Genomic DNA, 25,898 nt, shown 5'->3' on the forward strand with positions numbered 1-25,898 from the left:
CCGTCAGCCCCGCCCCCTCGCCTTACACCCCGACACGCCCCCACTTGGCGGCCCAACTCGCCCCGCCGCCCGCCCCGTCGTAAGAGAATCCCCCTCAACCTGGGCATTCCGTTTGCTTTGCGTGCCGTCCACCGGGCACTCGGGTGGATGCGCCGCCGGGGTGTCAGGCCCCGGCCCGGTTCAGGAGGGTGCGAATGAGACCGAACGACAAGGCGGGGGCGGAGCACGGCGGCGAAACGGCCGCACCTGGCACCTCCGGGGACCGGCGTACGACCGCGCACGCAGGCACCACCAACGACAAACCCACCACCGCCAACCCCGCCAACCCCACCGGCAACGCCAAGGGCACCACCCCAACCACCACGCCAACCACCCCAACCGTCACCACCGACGTCCCCGCCCGCCTCGACCGTCTGCCCTGGTCACGCTGGCACTGGACCGTGGTGATCGGCCTCGGCACGGTGTGGATCCTGGACGGCCTGGAAGTGACCGTCGTCGGCAACATCGCCGGCCGCCTCTCCGAGCAGGGCAGCGGGCTGCCCATCTCCTCCGCCCAGGTCACCGGCATCGCCGCGGCACTGTACGTGGCGGGAGCCTGCCTGGGCGCACTGTTCTTCGGACGGCTCACCGACCTCTTCGGCCGCAAGAAGCTCTTCCTGATCACGCTGGCCTTCTACCTGGCCGCCACCGCCCTGACCGCGGTCTCCTTCTCCTCCTGGTGGTTCTTCATCTTCCGGTTCCTGACCGGTTTCGGAATCGGCGGCGAGTACGCGGCGATCAACTCGGCCATCGACGAACTGATCCCGTCCGCCTACCGGGGACGCGTCGACCTCGTCATCAACGGCAGTTTCTGGCTCGGCGCGATCGGCGGGTCCCTGCTGTCCATCGTGATGCTGGACACCGCGTTCTTCCCGATGAATGTCGGCTGGCGGCTGACCTTCGCGCTCGGCGTCGTCCTCGGCCTGGTCATCCTCCTCGTACGCCGCAATGTGCCGGAGAGCCCACGGTGGCTGTTCATCCACGGCCGGGGCGACGAGGCGGACAGACTCGTCACCACCATCGAGCAGCAGATCACCGACGAAAAGGGCGAGCCCCTGCCCGAGCCCGAGGGCGAGATCACCATCCACCCCCGCAAGAGCATCGGCTTCGTCGAGATCGCCCGTACGGTCTTCTCCCGCTACCGCCGACGCGCCGTCCTCGGTCTCGCTCTCTTCATCGGTCAGGCGTTCCTCTACAACGCGGTCACCTTCGGCTTCGGTGCCATCCTGACCTCGTTCTTCGACGTGTCGACCGCACGTACCGGCTACTACTTCGCCGTGATGGCGGCCGGGAACTTCCTCGGCCCGCTGCTCCTCGGGAAGCTCTTCGACACGGTCGGCCGCCGCATCATGATCTCCGGCACCTATCTCCTCTCCGGCGTCCTCCTCTTCGCCACCGCCTGGCTCTTCTCCGCGGGCCACCTGACGGCCACCACGCTCACCGCCTGCTGGTGCGTGGTCCTGTTCTTCGCCTCCGCCGGGGCCAGCAGCGCGTACCTGACCGTCTCCGAGATCTTCCCCATGGAGACCCGGGCCATGGCCATCGCCTTCTTCTACGCGGTCGGTACGGCCGCGGGCGGCATCAGCGGCCCCCTGGTCTTCGCCGGCCTGACCGAGTCCGGCGTGGTCGCCGACACGGCGTTCGCCTTCTGCGTCGGCGCCACCCTGATGTGCCTGGCCGGCCTCACCGCCGCCTTCCTGGCCGTCCGCGCCGAACGCCGCTCCCTGGAAAGCATCGCCAGCCCCCTCTCCACGGCAACCGACACTTGACCGTTTTTGCCGCATGTTTCCCCGCGCCCGGCTGCGACGTTCGCGTCACCCGCCTAAATTGGAAGATCATGACCGCGACACAGAAGACCCTCGGTTCCCTGTCCGTCTCACCGCTGTCCCTCGGCGGCAACGTCTTCGGCTGGTCCGCTGACGAGGCCCAGTCCTTCGCCGTGCTGGACGCGTATGTCGCCGGCGGCGGCAACTTCATCGACACCGCCGACGTGTACTCGGCCTGGGTGCCCGGCAACAAGGGCGGCGAGTCCGAGACCGTGATCGGCAACTGGCTGGCGTCCCGCGGCAACCGCGACCAGGTCGTCATCGCCACCAAGGTCGGGGCCCACCCGGAGTACAAGGGCCTCTCCCCGGCCACCATCAAAGCCGCCGTCGACGAGTCCCTCACCCGCCTGCGGACCGACTACATCGACCTCTACTACACCCACTACGACGACGAGTCCCTGGACGTCTCCGACTTCATCCCGGCCCTCGACGACTTGGTCAAGGCCGGCAAGGTCCGCGAGATCGCGGCCTCCAACATCTCGGCCCAGCGCCTCGAAGCGGCCCTGGCCTTCTCCGCCGAGGAGAACATGGCCCGCTACGTCGCCCTGCAGCCGCACTACAACTTGGTTTCCCGTGAAACATACGAGGGCGAGCTGGCCGACACCGCCGCCCGCCATGGGCTCGGTGCCGTCCCCTACTACGCCCTCGCGTCGGGCTTCCTCACCGGCAAGTACCGCCCGGACAGCGATGTGAACAGCGTCCGGTCCGAGAAGGCCGCCCAGCACCTGTCCACCGACCGCGGCCGCAAGGTCCTCGCCGCCCTCGACACGGTGGCCGCCGCCCACCAGGCCGAACACGCGACAGTGGCCCTGGCCTGGCTCGCCGCCCAGCCCACGGTCACCGCTCCCATCGCGAGCGCCCGCACAGTCGACCAGCTCCCGGCCCTCATGGCCCTCTCCGACCTCCACCTCACCGAGGACGAACTGACCCTCCTCAACCAGGCATCTGCCTGACCACTCCCGCCCCGGACCCGGGGCACCTGCCGCCAAGAACGATGGGCGATCTCGTACGCACCCGTACGAGACCGCCCATCGCGCTTACCGCCGCCCTACTTCCGCCGATCAGCAACCGCCCAGGAAGCCGCCCCCACAGCCCCCGCCACCGCGAACACCGACGGCCAGGCCCCCACCTTCTTGGCCAACGGATGCGACCCGGCAAACGCCGCCACATAAGCCCCACTCAACGCCACCGCAGCCTTCTTCCCAGCCTTCCTCTCCCACTCCCGAGCCGCCACAGCCCCCGCAGCAGCCAACGCCACTCCCCCCAGCGGCCGCTTCTTGGTCCACCGAGCCACGCCCTACCCACCAACAAGCCCAGCAACAGCAACCACCGAACTCGGCACCCGAGCCATGAGCGACCTCCACATGAGAGACAAACCGACTAGCGCTTCGACCTTACGCCTGGCATCGCTCAACCATTCGAAGCGTGGGAGGTGGCCCGCCAGGCAAGGGCAGTACTACCGGCGTCGCTGACGCAGTCAGCGCAGGTCACGCCGCTGCACGGCTCCGACGAATTCTTCCCACGCCGTCCAGGAAAACCCCAGAACCGGGCCATCGAGGTTTTTCGAATCACGTACCAGTAAAAGCTCACCAGCTGGCCGGGCGACTTCTACGCATTCGCCGCCCGTGCCGTTGCTGTAGCTGCTCTTTTGCCAAGCCTGGGTGGCCCATATTGGGTGTTGCTTGCTACTCATGGGGAGTACTCCTTCAGTACGTTTTTGATCAGGGCGGCTGATCGGGCGGGGCTGGACGCGATGGCCTGGAGGTGGTCGAAGGCCCTTGTGTACTGGGCGACCTCACTCGGCGCCTCCAGGTAGATGCCATCAGTCAGGCCATCGCGATAGACCACGTCAGGATCCTCCTGCTCAGAGAAGCCGAGTACGGTGAACGCCCCCGTGGCTGGGTACGTACCTGCGCTGAACGCGAGGACTTGCAAAGTTACGTTCCTCAACGCGCCTACATGCAGCATATGTTCAAGCTGTCCGCGCATCAGTTCTCGATCACCGACCAGGTGACGAAGTACGCTCTCATGCACGACGGCCCGCAGCTCAGGAGGGTCGTCACCTGTAAGGATCTTCTGGCGAGCCATGCGTACGTGCACTGCGCGGTCGAGTTCTTCGGTGGTGAGCTGGCTGGACGCCCGATGGAGTTCAGTTGCGTAGGCGGCGGTCTGCATCAGACCAGGTACGAACTCGTTCTGATACTGCCGGAGGCTGCAAGCATCTTGCTCAAGGCCGATGTACACCGAAAACCAGGGTGGCACGGCTGACCCGTGCGCGTGCCACCAGCCGCGGACCTTTGATTCTTTCGCCAGTCGCTTGAGGAATTCGCGTAGTTCGTCGGTGGTCTCGTAGAAGCGACAGAGAGCATCCACGTCCGATGGCTGAACTCGACCGCTGCCGGTCTCCAGACGGTTGACCTTGGAACCGCTCCAGTCCAGCGCCTGCCCCACCTGCTGGCAGGTGAGCTGATGTGTCTCGCGAAGATGCTTCAACTCGATGGCTAGGCGGCGCCGGCGAGCTGTCGGTGATCCGGACATGGCAACTCCCTTGTAGTGAGCGTCCGTCCGAGTCTCACGGGCAATGCTGACCGCGCCAATCACTCGTTGGAGCGAATCTCTTCGTGCACATTGCATATCGGGATGCGCGGCTGTCACTCTCTCACACAGAGCGACCAATCACGCATGGTGATCACTGCTGGTGATCGCCTCAGCGTGCGCTAACGCAAGGGAGCTGATCCCGTGAACTCCAATCACTGCATCCCACAGACTGAGTGGTCGAGTGACATCATCGCCAAGCCCGATGTGGTGCCCGGTCTAAGGCGACTCATCCGCGCTCGTTTGGATGCGTGGGGGCTTGCAGAAATAACTGACACAGCCGAACTCTGTGTCAGTGAGCTGATCACCAACGTGATCCACCACGTCGGTGCAGGAACGCCCGTCACCCTCTCTGTTTCGCTGCGCGTAGCTCACCTACGTATCGAGGTCCGGGACCCTTCGAAGGAAAGGCTTCCCGTGCTTCTCCCATTCAACGGATCCTCCGAGACGGGGCGCGGGCTCGGCCTAGTTGGTGCTACGGCAGATCGGTGGGGAGTCGTTCCATCGTCTACCGGCAAGACCACCTGGTGCGAGATTGCTGCGCTTGCCGCTACGCCGTGTAAAAGTGCGCGTGACCCGCAACTTCTCAAAGCGGAGGCGCTCCTCACTCTCTACGACTGCGTGCCGGCGCACAGCGCAGCGCTCCACGATCGACTCCGCGTTGCAACAGATGAAGAGGCAGCGGTCGCGCTGATTGTTGACCTTCTCTGCTGGCTTCGCGCCCAAGGTCGTGACCCGGAGGAAGTCCTGGACCGAGCGCAGATGAAATTTGAAGGTCGACTGGGAGGTGTGGCGCAGTGGAATTGACGGACGCGGTGGTGGCAGAGGTTGCTGAGGAGTACGGGGTCGACATCGCGAGCTGCTGTGACGCGCTCGACGTAGAACTACTCGTCATGGCAGCGCAGGCAGTTGGGCTGCTTGAGGACGTCGTGGTGCACCAGCTGGTGCCAGTCGACGCCCGGGACGACAGCTTCGTGATTGCGGTGTACGTAGGCCCGGGGGTAGCGGCCGTGTCCTCCCCCATACACGTACAGGAGGTGGTGCCAGGAGACCGTACCGATGTCCCGAGTGCCCTTCGGTACGTGTTGGGGAGGCTGCAAGCGGCCGCCGACCAGGTGGTGGCAGGTCACGCTCGATGGAGCCGGCGCACCTAGAGCCGAGGTGAAACGGGACCTGAGGTGCGTAAGTTGACACGCTGTCGCCCACCTGAGTGCCATGGGCAGCCGGCGGTTGACAGAATCTGTCCATGGCGAAGGCGAGAGCGAAGAATCCCGCATATTTTGGGCACCCTCCGGACGTCGTTGAGGGACAGTGGTTCAAGGGGCATGCGGAGCTGCATGCAGCGAGGGTGCACCGCCATTACGGGGCCGGAATCTCAGGTACGGCGAAGGACGGCGTCGACTCCATCGTCCTCTCGGGCGGTTACGTCGATGATGTCTACGGCGACACAGAGATCATCTACACCGGTGAGGGCGGGCTCGACAGGAGCGCTAGGCGCCTCGTAGCTGACCAGACCATGGACTCATCGGGCAACGCAGGCCTGCTGCTGAATCAGGCGCTCGGATACCCGGTCCGAGTGATCCGTGGGCTGGGAATCAAGAGGCAAAAGGCGACCAAGGGATACGAATATTGCGGTCTCTACCGCGTGGCAGATCACTGGATGACCATAGGGAAGGACGGATTCCGGATCTGCCAGTTTCAACTACTGAAGCTGGGGCCTGGTGAAGAAGCACAGCCACGACCCGTAGATCCTGTCGAAGGCGAGACGACCAGCTTTGAGGATCAGGCGCGTCGGCTGGTCGCTCGTGAAGAGCGTATTCGTGACTCGAAGGTCGTCGCAGACGTCAAGGAGATGTACGACAACGCATGCCAGATCTGCGGGACCCGTCTTGTGGTGTCGCCGGCTGGCAACGCGTACAGCGAGGCTGCGCACATCCATGCGCTGGGAAAGCCACACAACGGTCCTGACAAGAAATGGAACGTACTGTGCCTCTGCCCGAACTGTCACGTTCTCTTCGATCGCGGTGCGCTGCAGCTCACTGATGATTTCGATGTCATCGATGGCCTCACCCAAAAGTTCGTCCGTGCGTTGCATCGGAAGAAGGAGCATCAGCTTCGGGTTGAATGCGTGCGGCAGCACCGGGAGCGTTGGGCCAACCGGGGGGATGAGTCGGCGGTCGCAGAGGAAGCTGACGCCGACTCCAACAATGGGCAGGTAGAGCTTCCGCTGTGACTCGACCTTCATGTCGTACGTGAGGTGAGTTAGGCCCCAGCGGTTACCGCACGCACGTGACGGAGTCAGGCTGCTGGTGGGGAACTGCCGGGTGGAGGGCGGTGGCCGCTGGGGTCGGGGGCGTGCCGGGGCGCGGGTGGGATGTGCATGGCTGAGGGCGGCGCCGTAGAAGGTGGCGGGCCCAGAGGCGGGTAGAGGGGGCGGTGGGTGGTGTGTAGGGCTTGGAGGAGGGCTGGGTGGGCTAGGGGCTTGGTTTGCCAGAGGTGGGTTAGGAGGGCTTGTTCTTGGGGTTGGAAGTCGGGGGTGGGGCCGGTGCGGTGGGCTCGGCGGCGGAGGAAGGCCAGGGAGGTGGCGAGGGCCGCGTATTCCGTTACGGCGCGGGCGGCGGCGGGGCCGTGGGTGCGGCGGGCGATGTCGCGGGCCACCGAGCGGGTTTTGAGGGAGGACAGGGAGATCGGTTCGGTGGGGGTGAGCCAGCCGGTGGCGACGTACGGGGGGAGGTAGGTGCGCAGGGCGAGAAGCTCGCGGTGGCGGGCCCAGACGGCGAGCCAGGTGAGGGCGGCGAAGACCGGGAGCATGAAGAGGCCGTAGACGGTGAGGAAGCCGAGGTCGCCGAGGGTGGTGGAGGCGTTCCAGATGGAGTGCAGGAGGACGGCGGTGGCCAGGCCCAGGAAGGGCAGGGCCAGGCGCAACGGCCGGCGGTGCGGGTAGCTGGTGGCGGCTATGCCGAAGGCCAGGCCGGTGAGCATGGTGAAGAGCGGGTGGGCGAACGGCGACATGACGATGCGGACGAAGAACGTGCCCGCGGTGAGGGAGTCGAGCCCGGTGTGGCCGAGGGACTGGTCCTGGCCGAAGGCGTTGCCCAGGTAGAGGATGTTCTCGGTGAAGGCGAAGCCGGTGGCGGTGATGCCGGCGAGGACCAGGCCGTCGGTGATGCCGTCGAAGTTCTGGCGGCGGAAGAGGAAGAGCAGGACCACCGCTGCGGCCTTGACGGTCTCCTCGATGACCGGGGCGAAGACGGTCGCTCCCCAGGTCTGGGCGTCGTCCGGCGAGAGGGTGGAGAGATTGTTCTCCAGCCAGTCGGTGGCCAGCCCGTTGGCCAGGAGGGCCACGAGGGTGGCGGCGCAGGCGCCCCAGGCGAAGGCGAAGACGAGGTTGCGGCGGGGCTCGGGGTCTATGCGGTCCAGCCAGCAGAAGCCGGCTATGAGGACGGGTACGGGGAAGACGGCGAGGCCGAGGCCGACGAGGAAGCCCTGCGTACCGGTCTGCTGGCGGACCATCGCCAGGATGATCACGCCGGAGAGGGCGAGGAGGGAGAAGAGGGCGACGGCGCGCGCGGTCCTGCTGCGCCAGGGCGCCGGGCGGCGGCGCGGTGCGTAGTGCCACTGCGCCGCCGCGGGCGACGCGGCGGGGGCGGCGTAGCGCGGATCGGGCGCGTACGCCGGTTTCGGCGGAAGCGGAGGCGGCTGCGGCGGATTCACCCATCGACCCTAACCACCGCGGGGTGGACTATGCCGGGCGCCGCCGGAAGAGGAGGTCGTGGACGGCGTGGCCCTTGTCCAGGCCCTGCCCCTCGAACTTGGTCAGGGGGCGGAAGTCCGGGCGCGGGGCGTAGCCGGAATGCAGGTTTTCGAGCGTCGGCTCGGCGGAGAGGACGTCCAGCATCTGCTCCGCGTACGGTTCCCAGTCGGTCGCGCAGTGGACGAGGGCGCCGGGGGCGAGGCGGGTCGAGGCGAGCGCGATGAACTCGGGCTGGATCAGGCGACGCTTGTGGTGCCGCTTCTTGGGCCACGGGTCCGGGAAGTAGACGCGCAGGCCGGAGAGGGAGGCGGGGGCGAGCATCTCGCGGAGCAGGATGATCGCGTCGCCGTTGGCGACGCGGATGTTGGACAGGCCGTTGCGTTCCGCGAGGCCGAGCAGGTTGCCCTGGCCCGGGGTGTGGACGTCGCAGGCGAGGATGCCGGTGTCCGGGTCGGCGGCGGCCATCTGCGCCGTGGCCTCGCCCATGCCGAAGCCGATTTCCAGGACGACCGGGCGGCCGTCGAAGAGGTCGTTCAGGTCGATTCTGGAGAGACCGTCGATGTCCAGCCCCCACTTGGGCCACAGGCGGCGCAGCGCGTCGGCCTGGCCGGGGGAGACCCGGCTGCGCCGGGGCTGGAAGGAACGGATCCGCCGCTCGTGGTGCGAACCGGCCGGGTCGGCCGCGGGGCCGGTGCCGTCGGGGAACATCGGCTCGGGGCGGCGGCGAAGGCGGTCGGCTTCTTGATCGGCGCGGGGCTGTTCCGCGTTGACGGGCCGGTCGGAGGCGGGGTGGTGGGTGATGCCGGGCTGGGGGGTGGCGTCTTGCTGCGGGCCGGGGGCGGGCTGGTCGGCCGCGGGCCGCTGAGCGGCGTCGGTGCTGGTGCTGGTGCCGGTTCCGGTGCCGGTTCCCGTGTCGAGGCTTGCGCCCGCGTCGGGGCCGGGCCCGGCGGCAGGACTGGGCTCGGCGGCTGGGCTGGACTCGGGGGTGGCGGGGTTCTCGGACACAGTGAGTCGATTCTACGGGCGGGGGAGCGGCAGGTGAGGAGAGGCCGGAGGCCGGGGTGGGGGAAGGCGGGGCAGGGCGGGGCGGATTTTCCTCAGCTCGGGACGGCTTCGGCCTGGTCGGGGCTAAGTCCGGCCTGGCCTCAACCTGGCCCGGCCTCGGCCCGGCCCGGTCTCAGCCCGGTCCCTCCTCGGCCCCTTCACCCCACGCACCCCTCACCCCGTCCCGCCCTCCAGCATCGTCAGAGCCCGTCCGGCTATCTCCCTGCCGATGGGGAGGGAGGCCGTGGCGGCGGGGGACGGGGCGTTGAGGACGTGGACGATGGACGGGGTTTCCGTGATGAGGAAGTCGTCGGCGAGGGTGCCGTCGGGGAGGACGGCCTGGGCGCGCACGCCGGCGGGGGACGGCCGGAGGTCCTCCTCGCGGACCGCCGGCAGCAGGCGGCGGACGGCCTCGGTGAAGGCGCGGCGGGAGAGGGAGCGGCGCAGTTCGCCTGCGCCGTAGCGCCAGTGGCGGCGGGCTATCTGCCAGGAGCCGCGGTACGCCAGGGTGGCGGCCAGGTCGGCGGGGCGGATGGTGCGCCAGTCGTACCCCTCGCGGGCGAGGGCGGGGACGGCGTTGGGGCCGATGTGGACGGAACCGTCGATTCCGCGGGTGAGGTGGACGCCCAGGAACGGGAAGGCGGGGTCGGGGACCGGGTAGACCAGGCCGCGCACCAGGGAGGCGCGGGCGGGGGCCAGGGTGTAGTACTCGCCGCGGAAGGGGACGATGCGCATGCCCGGCGCGTCGCCCGCCAGGCGCGCGATGCGGTCGCTGTGCAGGCCGGCGCAGTTGACCAGGGTGCGGGCGCGGAAAACCGTATCGGTGGCGGCACGGGCTGCCGCACCGGAGGGCACGCCGAGGGCGCCGGATACCGTACGGCCCGTACCGGAGGACGTGCGGACCGCGACGCGGCCGGGGCGGCGGCCGATGGCGGTGACCTGGTGGCCGTATGCGATGCGGGCGCCCGCGTCCGTCGCCAGATCGGCGAGGCGACGGGCCACCGCGCCGAAGTCGGCGATGCCGGTGGTGCCGACATGGATGGCGGCCAGGCCGCTGACCTCCGGCTCGTACCGCGCGAGCTGGGCTGGGCCCAGCTCGCGCACGGGGATGCCGTGCTCCCGGCCGCGCTGGATCAGGCTGTGCAGGCGGGGCAGCTCGGCGCGGTCGGTGGCGACGATCAGCTTGCCGGTGACCTCGTGCGGGAGGTCGTGGTCCAGGCAGAACTTGACCATCTCCGCCGAGCCCTGGAGCGCGAAGCGGGCCTTGAGGGAGCCGGGCGGGTAGTAGATGCCGCTGTGGATCACGCCGCTGTTCCGGCCGGTCTGGTGGCGGGCGGGGGCGGGCTCCTTCTCCAGGACCACCACCCGCGCGCCGGGAGCGGCGCGCGTGATCGCGTAGGCCGTCGAGAGCCCCACGATGCCGGCACCGATCACCAGCACATCGCAGTCGTACGCCATCACAGCACCTCCCCTGGAACCAGTCGTATCCCATCATGACCGGAGGGTCTGACAACGGGGCGGGAGCGGGGGACGACGGGGGCGCGATGCCGCCTGGGGTGGCGGATGGCCCGTCGCGCGACCGCCCCGTACGCCCTTCGCGCCGCGGCCACCCGGCTGGGACGGCAGCCGGCCGGCCGCTCGATACCTCCGTGCGCCCTTTCCGCCACCCCCGCCCGCCTGGGGCGACGGATGGCCCGTTGCGCGACCGCCCCGCGCGCCCTCCGTGCCACGACCGCCCGCCTCACTCGACCCCGCACCAGTGGCGCACGGCTCGCGCCCCCGCACCAGCGGCGCACCGCGCACGCCCCCACACACCAGTGGTGCACCTCCCGCGCCCCCGCCTACGCCGGTGCGACGAGCAGGGGCCGGGCCCGTTCGCGCAGTTCCACCACGCGGGGCTCGTCCCCGTAGGGCTCCAGGCGGTGCAGGAGGTCGCGTACGTACTCGGTCGTGCGGGCCGACGAGATGCGGCCGGCCACTTCGACCGCCCGCGTCCCGGCCGCGCAGGCCGCGTCCAGGTTGCCGGACTCCAGCTCGGCCACCGCCGAGACCACCAGGCGCAGGCCGTGCGAGCGGACGTACTCCTCCGTCGGGCGGGACAGCGCCTGCTCCGTGAAGCGGCGCACCTGGCGGGGCAGCCGCAGGTCGCGGTAGCACTCGGCGGCGTCGGCGGCGAAGCGCTCGTACGAGTAGAAGTCCAGCCAGGAGGGGTCCGGGTCGCCCTCGCGGGAGCGCTCCAGCCAGCCCTCGGCGGCCTTGAGGGCCACCTCGCAGGCGCGCGACTCGTTGGCCTTGGCCTGTGCCCGCGCCTCGACCAGGCGGAAGAAGCTCATCGTGCGGGCCGTCGCCAGGCCGCGGTTGCGCTCCAGGGCCGCCTGCGCCAGGTCGACGCCCTCGTCGGCGAAGCCGCGGTAGGTCGCCTGGAGTGACATCGAGGCCAGGACATATCCCCCCAGCGGTACGTCGGCGGCCGCCCGTGCCAGGCGCAGTGCCTGGATGTAGTACCGCTGGGCCGCCTCCTGCTGGCCGGTGTCGAAGGCCATCCAGCCCGCGAGCCGGGTCAGTTCGGCGGTCGCCCCGAAGAGGGCCCTGCCCACCTCGTCGCTGTACGAGGCGAGGAGCAGCGGCGCGGCGTCCACCCGCAGGCACTCGGGCACCATCGAGGAGCGCCAGTCGCCGCCGCCGTACTTGGAGTCCCAGCGGCGCGCGTCCTCGGCGGCCTCCCGCAGCTTGGTGACGTCGCTGTGGCCGACGTGCAGCGGCGCGGTGTCGGCTCCGGCGCCGTCCTTGCCCGCCGAGCCGTTGCCGTCCCGGACTTCCCGCAGGTCGGTCGCTTCGCGGGCGACGGAACTGTCGGCCGGGGATATCAGCCAGCGCGACGCGGGGGTCGCGTACGCGCTCACCGAGAAGGATCCGGCCAGGCTCTGCCAGATGCCCCCGCCGCCACGGCGTCCGGCCAGGTCGAGGCGGTACAGCTCGGTCGCGGACCGTACGGCGGCGGCCACGTCGCGCGGGAAGGCCAGGCCCACCTCCGGGGCCGGGTCGGCGTCGGCCAGCCCGATCTCGTGGAGCGGCACCGGCCGGCCGAGCTTGCCGGCTATCGCGGCGGCGATCAGATGGGGCGCGGCGCCCTGGGGCACCATGCCCTTGGACACCCACCGGGCGACCGACGTCTTGTCGTAGCGAAGCGTCAAGCCGCGCTGCGCCCCGAGGTCGTTGACCCGGCGGGCGAGCCCGGCATTGCTGATCCCCGCGAGGGCGAGAACGGTGCCGAGCTTCTCGTTCGGCCCGCGTATATCCCTTGACATGCGCACCCCTCGACACAGCGACGGCCGCCCCGCTACCCCGGGGCATGCGTCCACCCAGAGTAGTTCGCCGAATCCCTACCGTTAAGGGCCGATGTCCCGGATGGCGGGTTTCAAGTCCAAGCTGGTGTAGGGGGTTTGGCATGTGCTCCGGGTACGTGTTGCCGTGCGCCCGTGTGTGCGCGCTGGCCGCTCGGGTGCGGGAGCGCTTCCATGGGATCTGCGTGGGTCGGCCCGCTGCACTGGATCCAGTGGGCTGGGGGACACCGCCACCTCATTCCCCGCGGGTGGCGGTCCGGTCCGGGGGGCGAGTCCCGCCTCCCGGACTGTCGCATGTGCGGGAGGGCCGCCGAGGCGGTCTCAAGGGCGTCCGCTTGATCACGGTGGCGGTCGGGAGGGCGCCCGGCCGTTCGGTACGGCGGCCCGTGGGGCCCTCATGGCCGTACGGGGCGGCCGTCCGGTAGGGGGATCGGCCGTCCTCCGGACCGGGCTGGCCGGTATCGGGCCAACCGGCGTGCCCGGCGCAGATTTTGGCTGAAAATCGACGTACGCAGGTTTGCTGCCGGGGTGAAGGGGCCACCTCTGCGGCGGGGCAGCAGGGTGCTGCCGCATGACGCCGAGCGCAGCTGAACGCCGGTCCTCCAGCGACACTGGTCCTCAAGCGTCACCGGTCCGCCGACCCTGCTGGTACGCCCACGCCACCGATCCGCCCACATCACCGACCCACCCGCGCCACCGATCCGCCCAACCCACCCGCCCAACCCACCCGCGCCGTCAACGCGCCCGTCCCGCCCTCCCCGTGATCGAACCGCCCTTCATACACCACCCCGCCCCTCCGCGGGCACCGCGTACCCCGAACGGGTCTGGAACCCGGCGCGTCCGGGCTCGGTAACGTCTTCCGAACACCCCCGTATACAGGCGCTCTTCGGCGTCTCCCGAATGCCGCTGTCGTGGCAGCATGGTCCGCGCAACAGCTTGGCAACGGCTTGGCAATCCGCTGTGCGGGGCGGCGGTCCGGTCCACCCTGCCGACCATCAGGGGCGCGCGCCCGGGTGGCGGCTTCCGCCACGGCGGACGGACGGGGGCCGCCCGGCGGCGGCGAAGAGGGTGGAGGCGGCGATGCGCTGGTTGGTGGGGTGGAGCAGTACCGCCACGGGACCGTCCCCCTCCGAGGAGGCCCGCACGGTGCTCCCCGTGGGCGCCCAGCTCCTGTGGGGCGACCCCGACCCGCTGTGGGCGGTCGGCGACTGGCGCCCCGACGAAGTACGCGTCATCCAGGCCGACGCGGAGACGCGACTGGCCGTCTTCGGGGTGTGCGGTGCCACCGACGACCAACTGCGCGTCGGCCTCTTCGCGGCCCGTGGGGGCGCGCTGCGCCACCTCACCGCCTGGCCCGGCAGCTACACGGCCGTCGTCCAGGTCGGCAGGCGCGTCACGGTCACCGGTGACCTGGCAGGCGCCCGGCCGGTCTTCCACACTCCGTGGGCGGGCGGCACGGCGTACTCCACCGCCGCCCTGCCGCTCGCCGACCTGATCGAGGCGGGCCTCGACGTCGGGCACCTGGCCGCGCTGCTGGCCTGCCCGGACGCGCCCGAGGCGCTGGGCGCAGGCACACCGTACGAGGGCGTACGGCGGGTACCGCCCGGCCACGCGCTCGTCCTGAGAGGCGGCAGCAGCGACATCACCTCGTACGAGCCGACGGCCTCGCTGGCGGTGGCCGCGCCTCAACTGCCGCCCGAACAGGCCGTCGACGGTGTGCGCGACGCGCTGATCGAGGCCGTACGGGCGCGGCTGTCCGGGCCGCGGCACGCCCCGGACCCCGACGGCCTGGCCGGACTGGACCCGGGGCCCGTGCCGGGCATGGGGCCGGCCGAGCGGCGGGCCGCGCGCGGCGCACCGGCCCCCGGCGTCGGCGCCGACCTCTCCGGAGGGAGCGCTTCCGCCACCCTGGCGCTCCTCGCGGCCGGGCTGCCCGGGGTGCCGGGCACGGTCAACGGGCACGGCGAGCGCCTACTGGCCGTCACGTTCAACGACCGCGCCACCCACGGGGGACAGTCGTACCGCGAGGCAGAGTTGGAGCGGGCCCGCAGCATGGCCGCCAATCCGCGCCTGCGCCACGTGGTCGTCGCGGCGGGCGAGGAGGCGCTCCCGTACGCGGACCTGGAGGGCGGGCCGCTCACGGACGAGCCCGGCCCGTCGCTCATCACGGCCGGGCGCCACCGCCGGCGCCTGCTGGCGGGCAGCGCGGACCACTTCGTCGGGGCCGGTGCCCGGCAGGTCCTGGACGCGCACCCGGCGCGCCTGGCCGATCTGCTCCTGGACCGGCGCAGGCGCCACCTGCTGCGGCCCGTCACGGCGCTGGCCAAGGCCGACGGGCCGCTGTCGCAGTCCGCCCTGGTCCCGTTCACCGTCTACCGCGCGGCCCGGAAGCTGGCCCGTACGCCTTACGGGGAGGGAATCGCCGAGACGGCGACGCGCCTGAAAGAGCGGCAGTTCTCCGACGAGGTGGTGGGCGGCGGAGCGGTGGACGCCTCGCTGGCCGCGCTCTCCTGGTGCCGGCCCGGGCCCGCGGCGCGGTGGCTCACGGGGGAGGCGCTGGCCGAAGTATCGGTTCGCCTCACCGCCGCGGCGGAGCGGATGCCTGCTGCCGGGCGGCCCGGAGAACGCCGGGCACGCGCCGCGCTGGCCCGGCACGCCGCCGATCACCGGATCTTCGAACAGGCCGCGGAGGTACGGAACCAGCGGCTGCACGCGCCCTTCCTGGACAACCAGGTGGTGCTGGCCTGCCGCGCGCTTCCGGACACGCTGCGCGTGCAACCGGGGGCGCGGGCGGCCGTACTGCGCGCCGTCCTGTCGGGCGCGGGCATCCGCGACCTGCCGCCCGGCTGGGGCGCCACCTCGCACATCACACACGCGGCGGCCGTACGGGCGGGGCTGCGCACCTCCATCGGGGACGTGGTCGGTCTCTTCGACACCCCCCTGCTCGCCGACGCGGGCCTGGTCGAGGCCCGCGTCGTACGGAAGGCCCTGCGGGCGGCGGCCGAAGGTGCCCCGCTGCCGCTGGACGGCCTCGCCGAACTCGTCTCCACCGAACTGTGGCTCCGCCGCCTGCTCGCCCGCCGCGGCACGTGCTGGACGGGCACCGCCGCACCCCGCCAGCGCGCGGTGGCGGGTGGCGTGACGCCCCGGACCAGCCTCTGAGTGCGGTGGCGCATGCGTACCGGGGGGCAGGCGACCGGTGCTCCCTCACCGGCACGTGATCTGCGACTGTGCCCAGTCCCCCAGGAACATCACGTTGTTGGGCGAGGCGGGCTCGACGACCAGCCGCAAGGTCTTGTGGCCCGTCAGCGGCACGTGGACGGGGACGGCCGACTGGCCGCCGCGAACCGCCCCCGAGCGCCAGAGCCGCTGTCCGTCCGCGTACACGGAGAAGCGCAGGACGCCCAGGCCGAGGCCCAGGTCGTCCACGCCCGCGAAGGCGTCGTACGCCGTGCACTGCCGGTGCAGGTCGATGGTCACGGAGGACGGCGCGTGCACGGTCACCCCGTGCCGGTACTTCTTGCCGCCGATGCGCAGGCCCTGCCGCTGCCAGATCCAACTGCTGTCCGCCATGCGCACCTCGGGCTTCGTGCCGTCGCCCAGGATGTCCCACGTCAGCTTGTTGATCTGGTACGGGGACGGGGCGGGCGCCGGCGGGGTCGGTGTGGGCGTCGGCCGCGGGGTGGGCCGGGGCGACTGCGTCGGCGTGGCGGAGTGCGGTGGCTCGGGCGCCGGCGCGGGTGACGACCCCGACGGTGTCGGCGTGGGGGTGGGGTCCGGGCCGGGCGAGGACGAGGGGCCAGGTGCGGATCCGGTGGGTGTGGGGGCGGGCGTCGGGGGCGGCTGCTCCGGCGTGCGCTCCGGCGGTTCCGACTCGGAGGGTTGCGGAGCGGCCGAGGCCGCTCCCGGCCGCTTGGCCTGGGTCTGCGGCTCGGGCTGTGAGTCGCCGATCAGCGCCAGTGCGAGCGCGGCGCCCGCCACGATCAGCACGCCCGCGCCGATCGCCGCCTTCGCGGGCGCGCCGAGCCCCTCACTCGCCACGGCGCCGGCCCCACCCGCACCGCCGGCCCCGCCGGCGCCAGCGCCCGCGCCCGTAGCCCCGCCCGCCCCGGCAGCAGCTCCAGCCCCACCGGCTCCGGCAGCAGCTCCAGCCCCGGCCCCCGCACTGGCTCCGGCACCCGCTCCCGCGCCACCGGCCGCCGCGGCCGCACCGGCCCCGGCCGCCGCGCCCGCCCCGCCGAGCCCCACCACCGCCGCGGCTCCCTTGAGCGCGTAACCGGCGGCGAACCAGCCGATGACCGCGACCGGAAGGATGACGCGGATGTGCTCGTTGACGTCCGCGACCTCCAGGGCCGCCGTGCGGCACCGGGCACAGTCCTCCAGGTGCTTGCGCAGCCCGCGCTCGGCCCGCATCCGCAGCCCGCCGCGGGCATACGCGCCGAGCCGGTCGGCGTACCGCGCGCAGTCGCCCTCGGCGGTCAGCGAGCGGTTGACGTGCGCCTGTAGGTACGCCTGCTTGAGGCCCTCGCGGGCACGGTGGGCCAGTACGGCCGTGGCGTTCGCCGACAGTCCGAGCAGCGGCGCGACCTCGCTCGGCGACTCGTCCTCGATCGTGGTGTGCCACAGCACGGTCTGGTAGCGCTCCGGCAGGCTCCGGAACGCCCGTACGGCCATGGACTGCTCGGCCTCGTGCATGGCGTGCACGTCCGCGCCGAGGTCGAGCGTGTCGTCGTCCAGCGAGGCCCCGGCCGCCGATACCGCGAACACCGCGAAGTCCTCGACCAGTTGCTCGCGCTTCGCGGTCTTTCCCCAGGTGGCGGCCACCCGGCGAACGGTGGTCAGCAGGTAGGCGCGGACGGCCGTGTCCGGGCCGGCGCCGCCGCGTACCGCCTGGAGGGTGCGGGCGAAGACCTCGCCGGTCAGGTCGTCGGCGGTGTACGCGTCCCGGCAGCAGGTGCGCGCGTAGCGCCGCACCGCGTCGGCGTGCCGGCGGTACAGCTCTTCGTACGCGCTGTCGTCGCCGCCCCGCATGAGGGCGACCAACTCGCTGTCCGAAGGCGGCAGCCCGGACGGCCCGGCGCGGGTGACCGGTTCGGCGGACGCGGTCGGTTCGGCCGATGTGGCCGGTCCGGCCGGTTCGGTGGCTTGCGCCGCCTGCCTGCGGCCCGGCTTCCGGTGGGCGCCCCGGCTCTTCGTCCCGCTCGTGCCGCGCGCGCCCCTCGGCCCGCCCGCACCGCGCTTCGGGCCGGCCCCCGTACCGCCGTAGGCACCGTTCTCCGCGCTGTCCTGCGGGCCGCCGCCCCTACGGGCGGTGCGCTCGCGCTGCGGAGGGACGCTTCGTTCGGCCGGACCGGGACGGTAGGTGTCCTCGGCCCGGTCGTGCCGGTCGTACTGGTTGCTTGGGTCTGCGCGCTCAACGGAACGGGCCGGGGTGCCCGGCGCGGTCCCGCCGCTTCCGCTGCCCCCGCCGTCCTCCGCGCCCGGCCCGTACGGACGTTTCTGGCCGGGCACTTGATGGGAACCCCGCCCGGTGGCTCCGCCGGCACCGGGCGGACCGGCCTCGCCGTCGCGCTGCCCGTCCCGCCCGTCCACACTCATCGCCGAGGCCCCCGAACACGCCGTCGCTGCGGTAGTACCGCGAAAGCGTGCCACATGGCGGCCCCGGGCCCGCCCGGCAAGCACACCAACCACTCATCCGGGGCGAGTTCCCGACTGAGAGCACTAGAGGTCACTCGTACGGGGAATACTCCTCCGGCTCACGGCTCACGGCTCACGGCGCATGGCGCACGGCTCACGCCACGAAACCGCCGCACCGCGCAGCGTGCCACGAAGCGGGACGCCCGGCCCGGCCGCAGCCGACCCCGCGCGCCCCGCCCCGTCACATCGTGCTCACCGTTCTCACAGCAGTGGCCGCAAGCGCCTGCCGGCCACCCGGCTCACCTGGTGCGGCCGTCTGCCTCACCCGATACGACCCTCCGCCTCACCCGGCAGGCCGCGACCGCAGCCCCTCCAGGAGGATCTCCAGCAGCCGGGCCGAGGCGGCCTGCTGCTGCGCCGGGTCCGGCAGGGACGGCGCGCCCGTGGCGATGACGAGCAGTACGTCGGCGACCGTGACGTCCGCCCGCAGCTCGCCCGCCGCGCGGGCCCGCTCGACGAGCTGCCCGACGACCTCCAGCAGCGCCTGGGCGCCGCCGTCCGCCGCGGTCTCGCCGGCCGGTGCCTGCAGCGCGCCGGTGGCGGCCGTGCCGAGCGCGGACGCGCCGTTCGTGGCGGCTGCGACCCCGTTGGGGACCGTGACCGGCGCGTCCGAGGATTCGGCCTCGGGCGCGCCGCGCTGGGCGACGACGCGGAATTCACCGGGCACGCCCGTCGGCAGGTCCGCCGACACGGCCGGAGCGCCGGTCGCCGTGCCGTCCGGCCCGTACGCCGAGCGCTGCTGCGGCACCCGCGCCTCCTCGCCCGCGGACCCGTCGGGCCCGCCCGGAGCGTCCGCGCTCACCCGCAATATGCTCGGCGGCAGCAGGCGTCCCGCGCCGGAGGCGACGGACGTCCGCAGGAAGCGGGACAGCGCCGACCAGGGGTCGTCCTCCTGGCCGAGGGCCGTACGCGCCTGCTCGGTCAGCCGGGAGGTCTCCTCCTCGGCTATGCGCCGGACGAGTACGTCCTTGCTCGGGAAACGCCGGTAGACCGTCCCCACCCCGACGCGGGCGCGCCGCGCCACGTCCTCCATGGGCGCGCCGTACCCCAGCTCGCCGAACACCTCGCGTGCGGCGCGGAGTACGTGTTCAAGATTGCGCTGCGCGTCGACGCGCAGCGGTGTGCTCCGGCCACCGGCTCCGGAGTGCGTGGTGCCGTTTCCCCTGCCCTCGGAAGTGGGTGCGGCAGCGGATACGGCAGTCGGCCATTGAGAGCCCTGAATGTGCATAGATGATCCCCCGGTAATGACGTCTCCCCCCGGAGACTCCCCGCCCTGACTGCTGGGGTGTAACGACATGACGATGAGAGGCTGCACCCCAACGAGGTACGAACATAGTTGAGCCCAGGTCAAGAATGAAGAGGGCAGTTCCGCACAGTCCGTGCACCGATCGGAGTACGGCTCCGATCCGCCCCGATTCCGTACTCTCCCGCCGTCCGTCACGCGCCAGCTGACCTGCGCTCCTGCGGACGATGACGGAAAAGCATGGCCGCCGGGCGGCCACGCCGGACCGGTCATACATTTCGCGGGGGCTGTGGACAAAGCCGGGCCGCCGGTGCGTCATGGAACTGTGCTGTGTTCTTCCGGGGTTCTCCCGGGAAGACAGTGCCTGGTGGTGGCAAGCCGGCCGGACGGCGGTGGCAACTCGCGAGGCCGGCCCTTCGATGTCGCGAGGAGAACCTCTGTGAAGGAACCGGCGCGCGTTCTCGTTGTCGGCGGTGGTTACGTGGGGATGTACACCGCCCTGCGCCTCCAGCGGAAACTGAAGCAGGAACTGCGGCGGGCCGCCGTGGAGGTGGTCGTGGTCGATCCCGATCCCTACATGACCTATCAGCCGTTCCTGCCGGAGGCCGCGGCCGGCTCCATCTCGCCCCGGCACGTCGTCGTACCGCTGCGCCGGGTGCTGCCGCACTGCAAGGTCGTCGTCGGTGAGGTCACCGCGATCGACCACACCGCGCGTACCGCCACGGTCGAGACACCGGCCACCAAGGAGGACGGCACGGGCGGGCTGCAACTGCCGTACGACGAACTGGTGCTGGCGCCCGGTTCGGTGTCCCGGACCCTCCCGGTGCCCGGCCTCGCCGAGGGCGGCATCGGGTTCAAGACCGTCGAGGAGGCCATCGGCCTGCGCAACCACGTCCTGGAACAGCTCGACATCGCCTCCTCCACCCGCGACCCCGCGATCCGTGACGCCGCCCTGACCTTCGTCTTCGTGGGCGGCGGGTACGCGGGCGTGGAAGCCCTCGCGGAGCTGGAGGACATGGCGCGCTACGCCGCCCGCTACTACCACAACGTCGATCCCGAGGACATGAAGTGGATCCTGGTCGAGGCGACCGGCCGCATCCTGCCCGAGGTGGGCACGGAGATGGGCCGGTACGCGGTGCGCGAGCTGCGTGCCCGCAACATCGACGTACGGCTGGAGACGCGGCTGGAGTCGTACGAGGAGCGGGTCGCCGTCCTGAGTGACGGGGCGCGTTTTCCGGCCCGCACTCTGGTGTGGACCGCGGGCGTAAAACCGCATCCGGTCATCGCCGCGTCCGGCCTGCCGCGTACCGAGCGCGGGCGGCTGAGGTGTACGGCCGCCCTCCGGGTGGACGGCGTCGAGCATGCCTGGTCGGCGGGGGACGCCGCGGCGGTGCCGGACCTGACGGCGGAGCCGCCGGCCAGGACGGGCGGGCCGGACGGCCCGGCCGGGCCGCGCAGGGAGTGCGCGCCCAACGCCCAGCACGCCGTGCGCCAGGCGCGGGTGCTGGCCGACAACATCGTGGCGGCGCTGCGCGGCGGGTCCGTCGTGGACTACGCGCACAAGTACGCCGGTTCGGTGGCCTCGCTGGGGCTGCACAAGGGGGTCGCGCATGTGTATGGGCGGCAGCTCAAGGGCTATCCGGCGTGGTTCATGCACCGCATGTACCACCTGAGCCGGGTCCCGACCTTCAACCGGAAGGCGCGGGTGCTCGCCGAGTGGACGCTCGCCGGGCTGTTCAAGCGGGAAATCGTTTCTCTCGGCTCGCTGGAACACCCGCGCGCCGAGTTCGAGCTCGCGGCGGGCACCGGGCGTCACCCCGAGGCGGGCTGACGCACCGTCGGGCCGTTCCGGGCCCGGTCGTACGACCCGCCGTTCCCATTTCCCGTTCGTACGACTCGCCGAAGCCGGATCACCCGGTCGTACCACCTCCCGGCCCGATTCTCGCCGTCCGCCCGGCCGTTCGCCGGGCAGCCCGGGCCCTGGTCCGCACGGGGCCAGGGCGTGCGATCCACCGGGTCCGGCACCCCCCGGCGCCCGGAGCCAGGAACTCCCCCCGGCGCCACCGGCGTCTGACGGATGTCAGTCCGGTCGGCCACACTGGACGTGTGACCATGGGTGGGCTCGTATTCGCGAAGAGTGACAATCACGAGGATTCTGGACGTTTGCTGCAATCCGCCAGAGGGCGCCGCGGGTGCCCCCAGCCGACACCGCTCCCCGCGTCCGCCAGGTGGGGCTCCCACCGGCCCGGCCGCGGACAGTCCCCCCGAGTCGACGGCCCGATCCCGCGCGACGACGCGAAGTAAGAGGTACCCCTCCGTGAACTTCACGCGCTGGAGCGCCCGTCTCCCCGGCACCCAGCGGCGCGGTGCCGCCCGGCCCGACCGCGCCGGGTCCGCGCCGTCCGCGGCCGCCGCCGCGCCCCCGGGCGGCCCGCCGGGCGTGGGCCACGGCGCCGTCCCCGCCGCCCGCGCCGAACGCACCGAGCCCGGCCCGGCCGACGACGGCGCGCCCGGCCCGGCCCGCACCCCCAGCGTGGACGCGCTGTCCGTCCACGACATCCTCGGCAAGGTCCCGGCCCTGGTGGCGGTCGTGTACGGCCCCGAGCACCGCATCGCGTACGTCAACGGCGCGTACGCCACCGTCTTCGGCACCCGACCGCCCGGCGCCACCGCGCGCGAGGCGCTGCCGGAACTGGACGCGCTAGGCCTGCTGCCGCTGATGGACCAGGTGCTGCGCAGCGGCCGGCCCCGCACGGTCAAGGCGCGCCGGGTGCCCGGCGGCGCGGGCGCCGACCAGTCCCGCGACGGGTACTACACGTTCACCTGCACGCCCATCGAGGTCGCGGCCAGCGGCCCGGCGCCCGATCCCGAGGTGGCCTGTGTGGCGCCGCACCGCGGCGTGCTCGTCTTCGGCGCGGACGTCACCGACCAGGTGGAGTCCACCGAACGGCTGCGCGCCAGTGAGGCACGCCAGCGCGCGGCGGCCGTCACGCTGCAGCGCTCCCTGCTGCCCCAGGAACTGGAGCAGCCGGACGACCTGAGGGTGGCCGCCACGTACCAACCGGGCGGCACGGACGCCGCGGTCGGCGGCGACTGGTATGACGTCATCACCCTCGGAGCCGGCCGTACGGCGCTGGTGATCGGCGACGTCATGGGGCGCGGCGTGCGCGCCGCGGCCGTCATGGGGCAGCTGCGTACCGCGGTCCGCGCCTACGCCCGCCTCGACCTGCCGCCCCACGAGGTGCTCCAGCTGCTGGACGGGCTGGCCGCCGAGATCGACGCCAGCCAGATCGCCACCTGCGTCTACGCGGTCCACGACCCCAACGAGGGCCGCCTGGTGTACGCCTCCGCCGGCCACCTGCCCATCCTGGTGCGGGACGCCGAGGGGACGGTCCACCGCGCCGCGGAGCCGACCGGACCGCCGCTGGGCACCGGCGGCTGGCTGCACACCTCCGGCAGCGTCCCGCTGGGCCCCGGTTCGACCGCCGTCCTCTATACGGACGGCTTGGTCGAGCGCCGTGACAAGGACATCGACCACGGGGTCGAGGCGCTGGAGCGGGCCTTCGCGGGCGCGACCGGCGCGCCGGACATCATCTGCGACCGGCTGCTGCGCGCGCTCGGCATCACCACCGACCACGACGACGACGTGGCCGTCCTGGTCCTCCAGCACCCGGCCCGTACGGGACACGACGCCGAGCTGTTCCACAACGCCGCCCTCGAACTCCACGGCGGTACGGAAGCGGCGCCGCGCGCCCGCGCCTTCGCCTCCGGGGTGCTCGCCTCCTGGCGCTTCTCCCCGGAGCTGCACGACCTCGGCGTCCTGGCCGCCAGCGAACTGGTCGCCAACTCGCTCCAGCACGGCACCCCGCCGATGCGGCTGCGGCTGCGCCGTACGGACCGCCGACTGATCGTCGAGGTGACCGACGGCGACGACCACCTGCCGCGGCGGCGCCGGGCCGAGCCCGCGGACGAGGCGGGCCGCGGCATCTCGATCATCGCGACGATCGCCTCGTCGTGGGGCTCCCGGCGCATGCCCGGGGGCGGCAAGGCCGTCTGGTGCGAGTTCGCGCTGCCCCGGGAATGAGGACGGGGCCTCCTCCGCCGGAAGCGAAGAAGGCCCCATATGCCCAGCGGCTGTGGGCTCACGCCACCGCCGTCACGGACTCCCGCCGCGGCACCTCCGCACCGGCCGCCGCGCCGGTGTCCGCCGCCTCCGGAGTACGGGCCCGGACGTGCGGGTTGTCCTGCGCCGGGGTCAGCATCCGGCCCAGCCGCAGGGCCAGTACCGTGATGCCGACGGCGCAGAGCACCAGCATGCCGATGTACGGGGCGGACATGCCGTGGCCCACCATGAGCGCGCCCACCGCCGGACCGATCGCCAGCGCCAGCTGCTTCACCAGGGCGAAGACCGAGTTGTACTGGCCCACCATCGATGCCGGTGCCAGGTCCGCCACCAGCGGGGCCACCGTCGGCGACAGCAGCGACTCCCCTATACCGAACAGGGCGTAGGTCGAGATCAGCATCGTGGTGGCGACCGCATGCGCCCCGTGCACCAGACCGGACAGCCCCGCGGCCAGCCACGCCACGGTCCAGATCAGTCCGACCACGGCCATCACCCGGCTGCGCCGCCGCCGCTCGACCAGTTTCAGCACCACGAACTGGGCCGCCACGATCGCCGCCGTGTTGGCGGCCAGCGCGATACCGAGCGTCGACGGCGAGATCCGCGTGACCTCGGTGGCGTACGCCGCCAGCCCCGACTCGAACTGCCCGTAGCAGGCGAAGAACAGCACAAAGCCCAGCAGGCACAGCCACATCATCCGGCGGTCGGCGAACAGCGCGCGCCAGGCGCCCTCGGCCCGTGCCTCGCTCGGCACCGGGTCCGCCACCCGCGGCGACCTCGGCAGCCGTACGGTCGCCACGGCCGCGCCCAGGACCAGGAACATCACGGCCTCGATCGCGAAGAGCCGGACGAAGCTGCCGGCCGCCGTCTCGTCGACCAGCAGGCCGCCTATCAGGCCGCCGATGCCCAGACCGAGGTTGTTCAGGAAGAACTGGGTGGCGAACGCCCGCGACCGGGTGACCGTGGTCGAGCACCACACGATCATCGTCGCCAGGGCCGGCTGGATCACCGCGATACCGGCGCCCAGCGCGATGGCGGAGGCGATGACCAGCGGCTCGGTGGTGGACAGGCCCAGCCCGAGCGATCCGACGGCGGAGGTGACGGCACCCACGACGGCCACCGGCAGCGGACCCCGCCGGTCGATCGCCCGACCGGTCAGGGGCAGCACGACGAGCGCGGCGACGGCCAGCATCGCGAGTACGACACCGGCCGTACTCGCGCCCAGGTCCCGCACCTTCGCCACATAGACGTAGAGATACGGAACCGTGAAGCCGTTGCCGAACGCGCTCAGCGCGTTGCCCAGCTGGATCCGGCGCAGCGCGGCGCCCATCGCGGTGGTCACACTCACCTGCCTAGGTCAGATCGAGGGGGACTGGACAGTCACACCCTGAAGACTTCAACACTAAAGTTCGAAGCTAAAGAGTACATGCCGAAGGACTTCAATGCCAATGAGGTCCGTGTCATACTTCCCGACATGTCAGAGCCCTCAGATGCGGCCCACAGCCCTGCGGAGCCGAGCCTTGAGGAACAGATCGCGGCCTACCAGCGCGAGTTCCAAGATCTAGATCCGCAGGTGGAGCAGGTCGTCTCCGCACTGCAGCGCCTCAACCGCCGGATGAACGTTGCCTACGGGCGGCAGACCGCCACCCTCAACATGAGCAACGCGGAGTGGGAGGTGCTGAAGGCCCTCGTCGTCGCGGGAGCGCCCTATCAGATGGGCCCCGGCGAGCTGGCCAAGCGCCTCGGCCTCACGCCGGCCGCCATGACCCACCGCATCGACCGGATGGCGAGCGAGGGGCTGGTGACCCGGGAGCGGGACGAGGCCAACCGCGTACGGGTGATCGTCGAGCTCACCCAGGAGGGCCGCGAGAAGTGGGTCGAGGCGATGCGGATGGCCTCGGTCTTCGAGGAGGACCTGCTCCAGGACCTCTCCACCGAGGAGCGCGGCCAGCTCGGCGAGATGCTGACCCGCCTGCTGTGCCGCGTCGAGGACACCCAGCCGGACGCGGACGGCCGGCTCACCGACCTGGACTGATGCGGCCGGGCGCGGAGCCGCCGCGGGGCGGTTGACACGGGCTGCCCTCGTCCGTAGAGTTCTTCGAGTTGTCATGGAGCCGTAACGGTTCTGCGGCAGCCACTCACGCCGCACCGGCGGCACAACCACTACTGCACGACTCCCGAACGGGACGGATTTCGGCATGCCGGAATTCGACCGCGACTCGATTATGAGTCACCG

The 25,898-nt window shown here is 71.6% G+C and carries 19 protein-coding genes; 8 read left to right on the forward strand and 11 right to left on the reverse strand.

Features of this window, described 5'->3' with window-relative positions:
• Positions 1-194 precede the first annotated feature (194 nt).
• Both ACH4FX_RS30145 and ACH4FX_RS30150 read left to right on the forward strand, forming a co-directional pair.
• Positions 195-1,808: an MFS transporter gene (locus ACH4FX_RS30145; RefSeq protein WP_398484204.1), complete on the forward strand. Its 1,614-nt coding sequence runs from the start codon at positions 195-197 to the stop codon at positions 1,806-1,808.
• 68 nt (positions 1,809-1,876) lie between these two features.
• Positions 1,877-2,818 (forward strand): aldo/keto reductase, encoded by a 942-nt coding sequence (locus ACH4FX_RS30150; protein ID WP_398484206.1) that lies wholly within the window; start codon positions 1,877-1,879, stop codon positions 2,816-2,818.
• A 95-nt stretch (positions 2,819-2,913) separates the two neighbouring features.
• Here the strand turns inward: ACH4FX_RS30150 and ACH4FX_RS30155 are convergent, their stop codons facing one another.
• From ACH4FX_RS30155 to ACH4FX_RS30165, 3 genes are all read right to left on the reverse strand, one after another.
• Positions 2,914-3,159 carry a hypothetical protein gene (locus ACH4FX_RS30155; RefSeq protein WP_398484208.1) on the reverse strand — a complete coding sequence of 82 codons (246 nt, stop codon included), beginning with the start codon at positions 3,157-3,159 and terminating at the stop codon, positions 2,914-2,916.
• Between the two features lie 183 nt (positions 3,160-3,342).
• Positions 3,343-3,558: a DUF397 domain-containing protein gene (locus ACH4FX_RS30160; protein ID WP_398484210.1), complete on the reverse strand. Its 216-nt coding sequence runs from the start codon at positions 3,556-3,558 to the stop codon at positions 3,343-3,345.
• Complete coding sequence (locus tag ACH4FX_RS30165; protein WP_398484212.1) at positions 3,555-4,403, reverse strand: helix-turn-helix domain-containing protein; 849 nt, start codon at positions 4,401-4,403, stop codon at positions 3,555-3,557. Before ACH4FX_RS30165 ends, ACH4FX_RS30160 begins: the two co-directional genes overlap by 4 nt.
• Positions 4,404-4,604: 201 nt before the next feature.
• On the opposite strand from ACH4FX_RS30165, the gene ACH4FX_RS30170 reads away from it, so the two are divergent.
• Positions 4,605-5,267, forward strand: coding sequence for an ATP-binding protein (locus ACH4FX_RS30170; protein ID WP_398484214.1), 663 nt, complete (start codon positions 4,605-4,607; stop codon positions 5,265-5,267).
• A gap of 77 nt (positions 5,268-5,344) precedes the next feature.
• On the opposite strand, the gene ACH4FX_RS30175 is transcribed toward ACH4FX_RS30170, so the two are convergent.
• On the reverse strand, positions 5,345-5,590 hold the full coding sequence (locus ACH4FX_RS30175) for a hypothetical protein (protein ID WP_398484216.1): 246 nt from the start codon (positions 5,588-5,590) through the stop codon (positions 5,345-5,347).
• Between the two features lie 116 nt (positions 5,591-5,706).
• On the opposite strand from ACH4FX_RS30175, the gene ACH4FX_RS30180 reads away from it, so the two are divergent.
• On the forward strand, positions 5,707-6,693 hold the full coding sequence (locus tag ACH4FX_RS30180) for a YDG/SRA domain-containing protein (protein ID WP_398484218.1): 987 nt from the start codon (positions 5,707-5,709) through the stop codon (positions 6,691-6,693).
• Between the two features lie 65 nt (positions 6,694-6,758).
• Here ACH4FX_RS30180 and ACH4FX_RS30185 read toward each other — a convergent pair whose 3' ends face one another.
• From ACH4FX_RS30185 to ACH4FX_RS30200, 4 genes are all read right to left on the reverse strand, one after another.
• Entirely contained in the window at positions 6,759-8,174 is a 1,416-nt protein-coding gene (locus ACH4FX_RS30185; protein ID WP_398484220.1) for a PrsW family intramembrane metalloprotease, read from the reverse strand.
• A 28-nt stretch (positions 8,175-8,202) separates the two neighbouring features.
• On the reverse strand, positions 8,203-9,219 hold the full coding sequence (gene trmB / locus ACH4FX_RS30190; RefSeq protein ID WP_398484222.1) for a tRNA (guanosine(46)-N7)-methyltransferase TrmB: 1,017 nt from the start codon (positions 9,217-9,219) through the stop codon (positions 8,203-8,205).
• A 213-nt stretch (positions 9,220-9,432) separates the two neighbouring features.
• The gene (gene lhgO, locus ACH4FX_RS30195; protein ID WP_398484224.1) at positions 9,433-10,719 is read right to left on the reverse strand and encodes an L-2-hydroxyglutarate oxidase; all 1,287 of its coding nucleotides are present in this window, start codon (positions 10,717-10,719) and stop codon (positions 9,433-9,435) included.
• A 380-nt stretch (positions 10,720-11,099) separates the two neighbouring features.
• Positions 11,100-12,566: an MFS transporter gene (locus ACH4FX_RS30200; RefSeq protein WP_398484226.1), complete on the reverse strand. Its 1,467-nt coding sequence runs from the start codon at positions 12,564-12,566 to the stop codon at positions 11,100-11,102.
• Positions 12,567-13,682: 1,116 nt separating this feature from the next.
• Between ACH4FX_RS30200 and ACH4FX_RS30205 the strand changes: the two genes are divergently transcribed.
• A complete protein-coding gene (locus ACH4FX_RS30205) occupies positions 13,683-15,764 on the forward strand; it encodes an asparagine synthase-related protein (protein WP_398484227.1) in 2,082 nt (693 codons plus the stop codon).
• 45 nt (positions 15,765-15,809) lie between these two features.
• Here ACH4FX_RS30205 and ACH4FX_RS30210 read toward each other — a convergent pair whose 3' ends face one another.
• Both ACH4FX_RS30210 and ACH4FX_RS30215 read right to left on the reverse strand, forming a co-directional pair.
• The gene (locus ACH4FX_RS30210; protein WP_398484229.1) at positions 15,810-18,200 is read right to left on the reverse strand and encodes a sigma-70 family RNA polymerase sigma factor; all 2,391 of its coding nucleotides are present in this window, start codon (positions 18,198-18,200) and stop codon (positions 15,810-15,812) included.
• Between the two features lie 382 nt (positions 18,201-18,582).
• On the reverse strand, positions 18,583-19,527 hold the full coding sequence (locus ACH4FX_RS30215) for a TetR/AcrR family transcriptional regulator (RefSeq protein WP_398484231.1): 945 nt from the start codon (positions 19,525-19,527) through the stop codon (positions 18,583-18,585).
• Between the two features lie 502 nt (positions 19,528-20,029).
• Between ACH4FX_RS30215 and ACH4FX_RS30220 the strand changes: the two genes are divergently transcribed.
• A complete protein-coding gene (locus tag ACH4FX_RS30220) occupies positions 20,030-21,373 on the forward strand; it encodes an NAD(P)/FAD-dependent oxidoreductase (protein ID WP_398484252.1) in 1,344 nt (447 codons plus the stop codon).
• 486 nt (positions 21,374-21,859) lie between these two features.
• Positions 21,860-23,626 carry a SpoIIE family protein phosphatase gene (locus ACH4FX_RS30225; protein ID WP_398484233.1) on the forward strand — a complete coding sequence of 589 codons (1,767 nt, stop codon included), beginning with the start codon at positions 21,860-21,862 and terminating at the stop codon, positions 23,624-23,626.
• A gap of 58 nt (positions 23,627-23,684) precedes the next feature.
• Here ACH4FX_RS30225 and ACH4FX_RS30230 read toward each other — a convergent pair whose 3' ends face one another.
• Positions 23,685-25,004 (reverse strand): MFS transporter, encoded by a 1,320-nt coding sequence (locus tag ACH4FX_RS30230; protein ID WP_398484253.1) that lies wholly within the window; start codon positions 25,002-25,004, stop codon positions 23,685-23,687.
• A gap of 132 nt (positions 25,005-25,136) precedes the next feature.
• Here ACH4FX_RS30230 and ACH4FX_RS30235 point away from each other — a divergent pair, with 132 nt between their 5' ends.
• On the forward strand, positions 25,137-25,697 hold the full coding sequence (locus tag ACH4FX_RS30235; RefSeq protein WP_398484235.1) for a MarR family winged helix-turn-helix transcriptional regulator: 561 nt from the start codon (positions 25,137-25,139) through the stop codon (positions 25,695-25,697).
• The last annotated feature ends 201 nt before the right edge of the window (positions 25,698-25,898 follow it).

Source organism: Streptomyces sp. NPDC018019, from assembly GCF_044327805.1.
Lineage (GTDB): Bacteria > Actinomycetota > Actinomycetes > Streptomycetales > Streptomycetaceae > Streptomyces.

Coding starts and splice junctions, on each gene's coding strand:
- ACH4FX_RS30145 (WP_398484204.1), top strand. CDS start 195: ATGAGACCGAACGACAAGGCGGGGGCGGAGCACGGCGGCGAAACGGCC.
- ACH4FX_RS30200 (WP_398484226.1), bottom strand. CDS start 12,566: ATGTCAAGGGATATACGCGGGCCGAACGAGAAGCTCGGCACCGTTCTC.
- ACH4FX_RS30180 (WP_398484218.1), top strand. CDS start 5,707: ATGGCGAAGGCGAGAGCGAAGAATCCCGCATATTTTGGGCACCCTCCG.
- ACH4FX_RS30210 (WP_398484229.1), bottom strand. CDS start 18,200: ATGAGTGTGGACGGGCGGGACGGGCAGCGCGACGGCGAGGCCGGTCCG.
- ACH4FX_RS30220 (WP_398484252.1), top strand. CDS start 20,030: ATGTACACCGCCCTGCGCCTCCAGCGGAAACTGAAGCAGGAACTGCGG.
- ACH4FX_RS30235 (WP_398484235.1), top strand. CDS start 25,137: ATGTCAGAGCCCTCAGATGCGGCCCACAGCCCTGCGGAGCCGAGCCTT.
- ACH4FX_RS30165 (WP_398484212.1), bottom strand. CDS start 4,403: ATGTCCGGATCACCGACAGCTCGCCGGCGCCGCCTAGCCATCGAGTTG.
- ACH4FX_RS30160 (WP_398484210.1), bottom strand. CDS start 3,558: ATGAGTAGCAAGCAACACCCAATATGGGCCACCCAGGCTTGGCAAAAG.
- ACH4FX_RS30215 (WP_398484231.1), bottom strand. CDS start 19,527: ATGCACATTCAGGGCTCTCAATGGCCGACTGCCGTATCCGCTGCCGCA.
- ACH4FX_RS30150 (WP_398484206.1), top strand. CDS start 1,877: ATGACCGCGACACAGAAGACCCTCGGTTCCCTGTCCGTCTCACCGCTG.
- ACH4FX_RS30205 (WP_398484227.1), top strand. CDS start 13,683: ATGCGCTGGTTGGTGGGGTGGAGCAGTACCGCCACGGGACCGTCCCCC.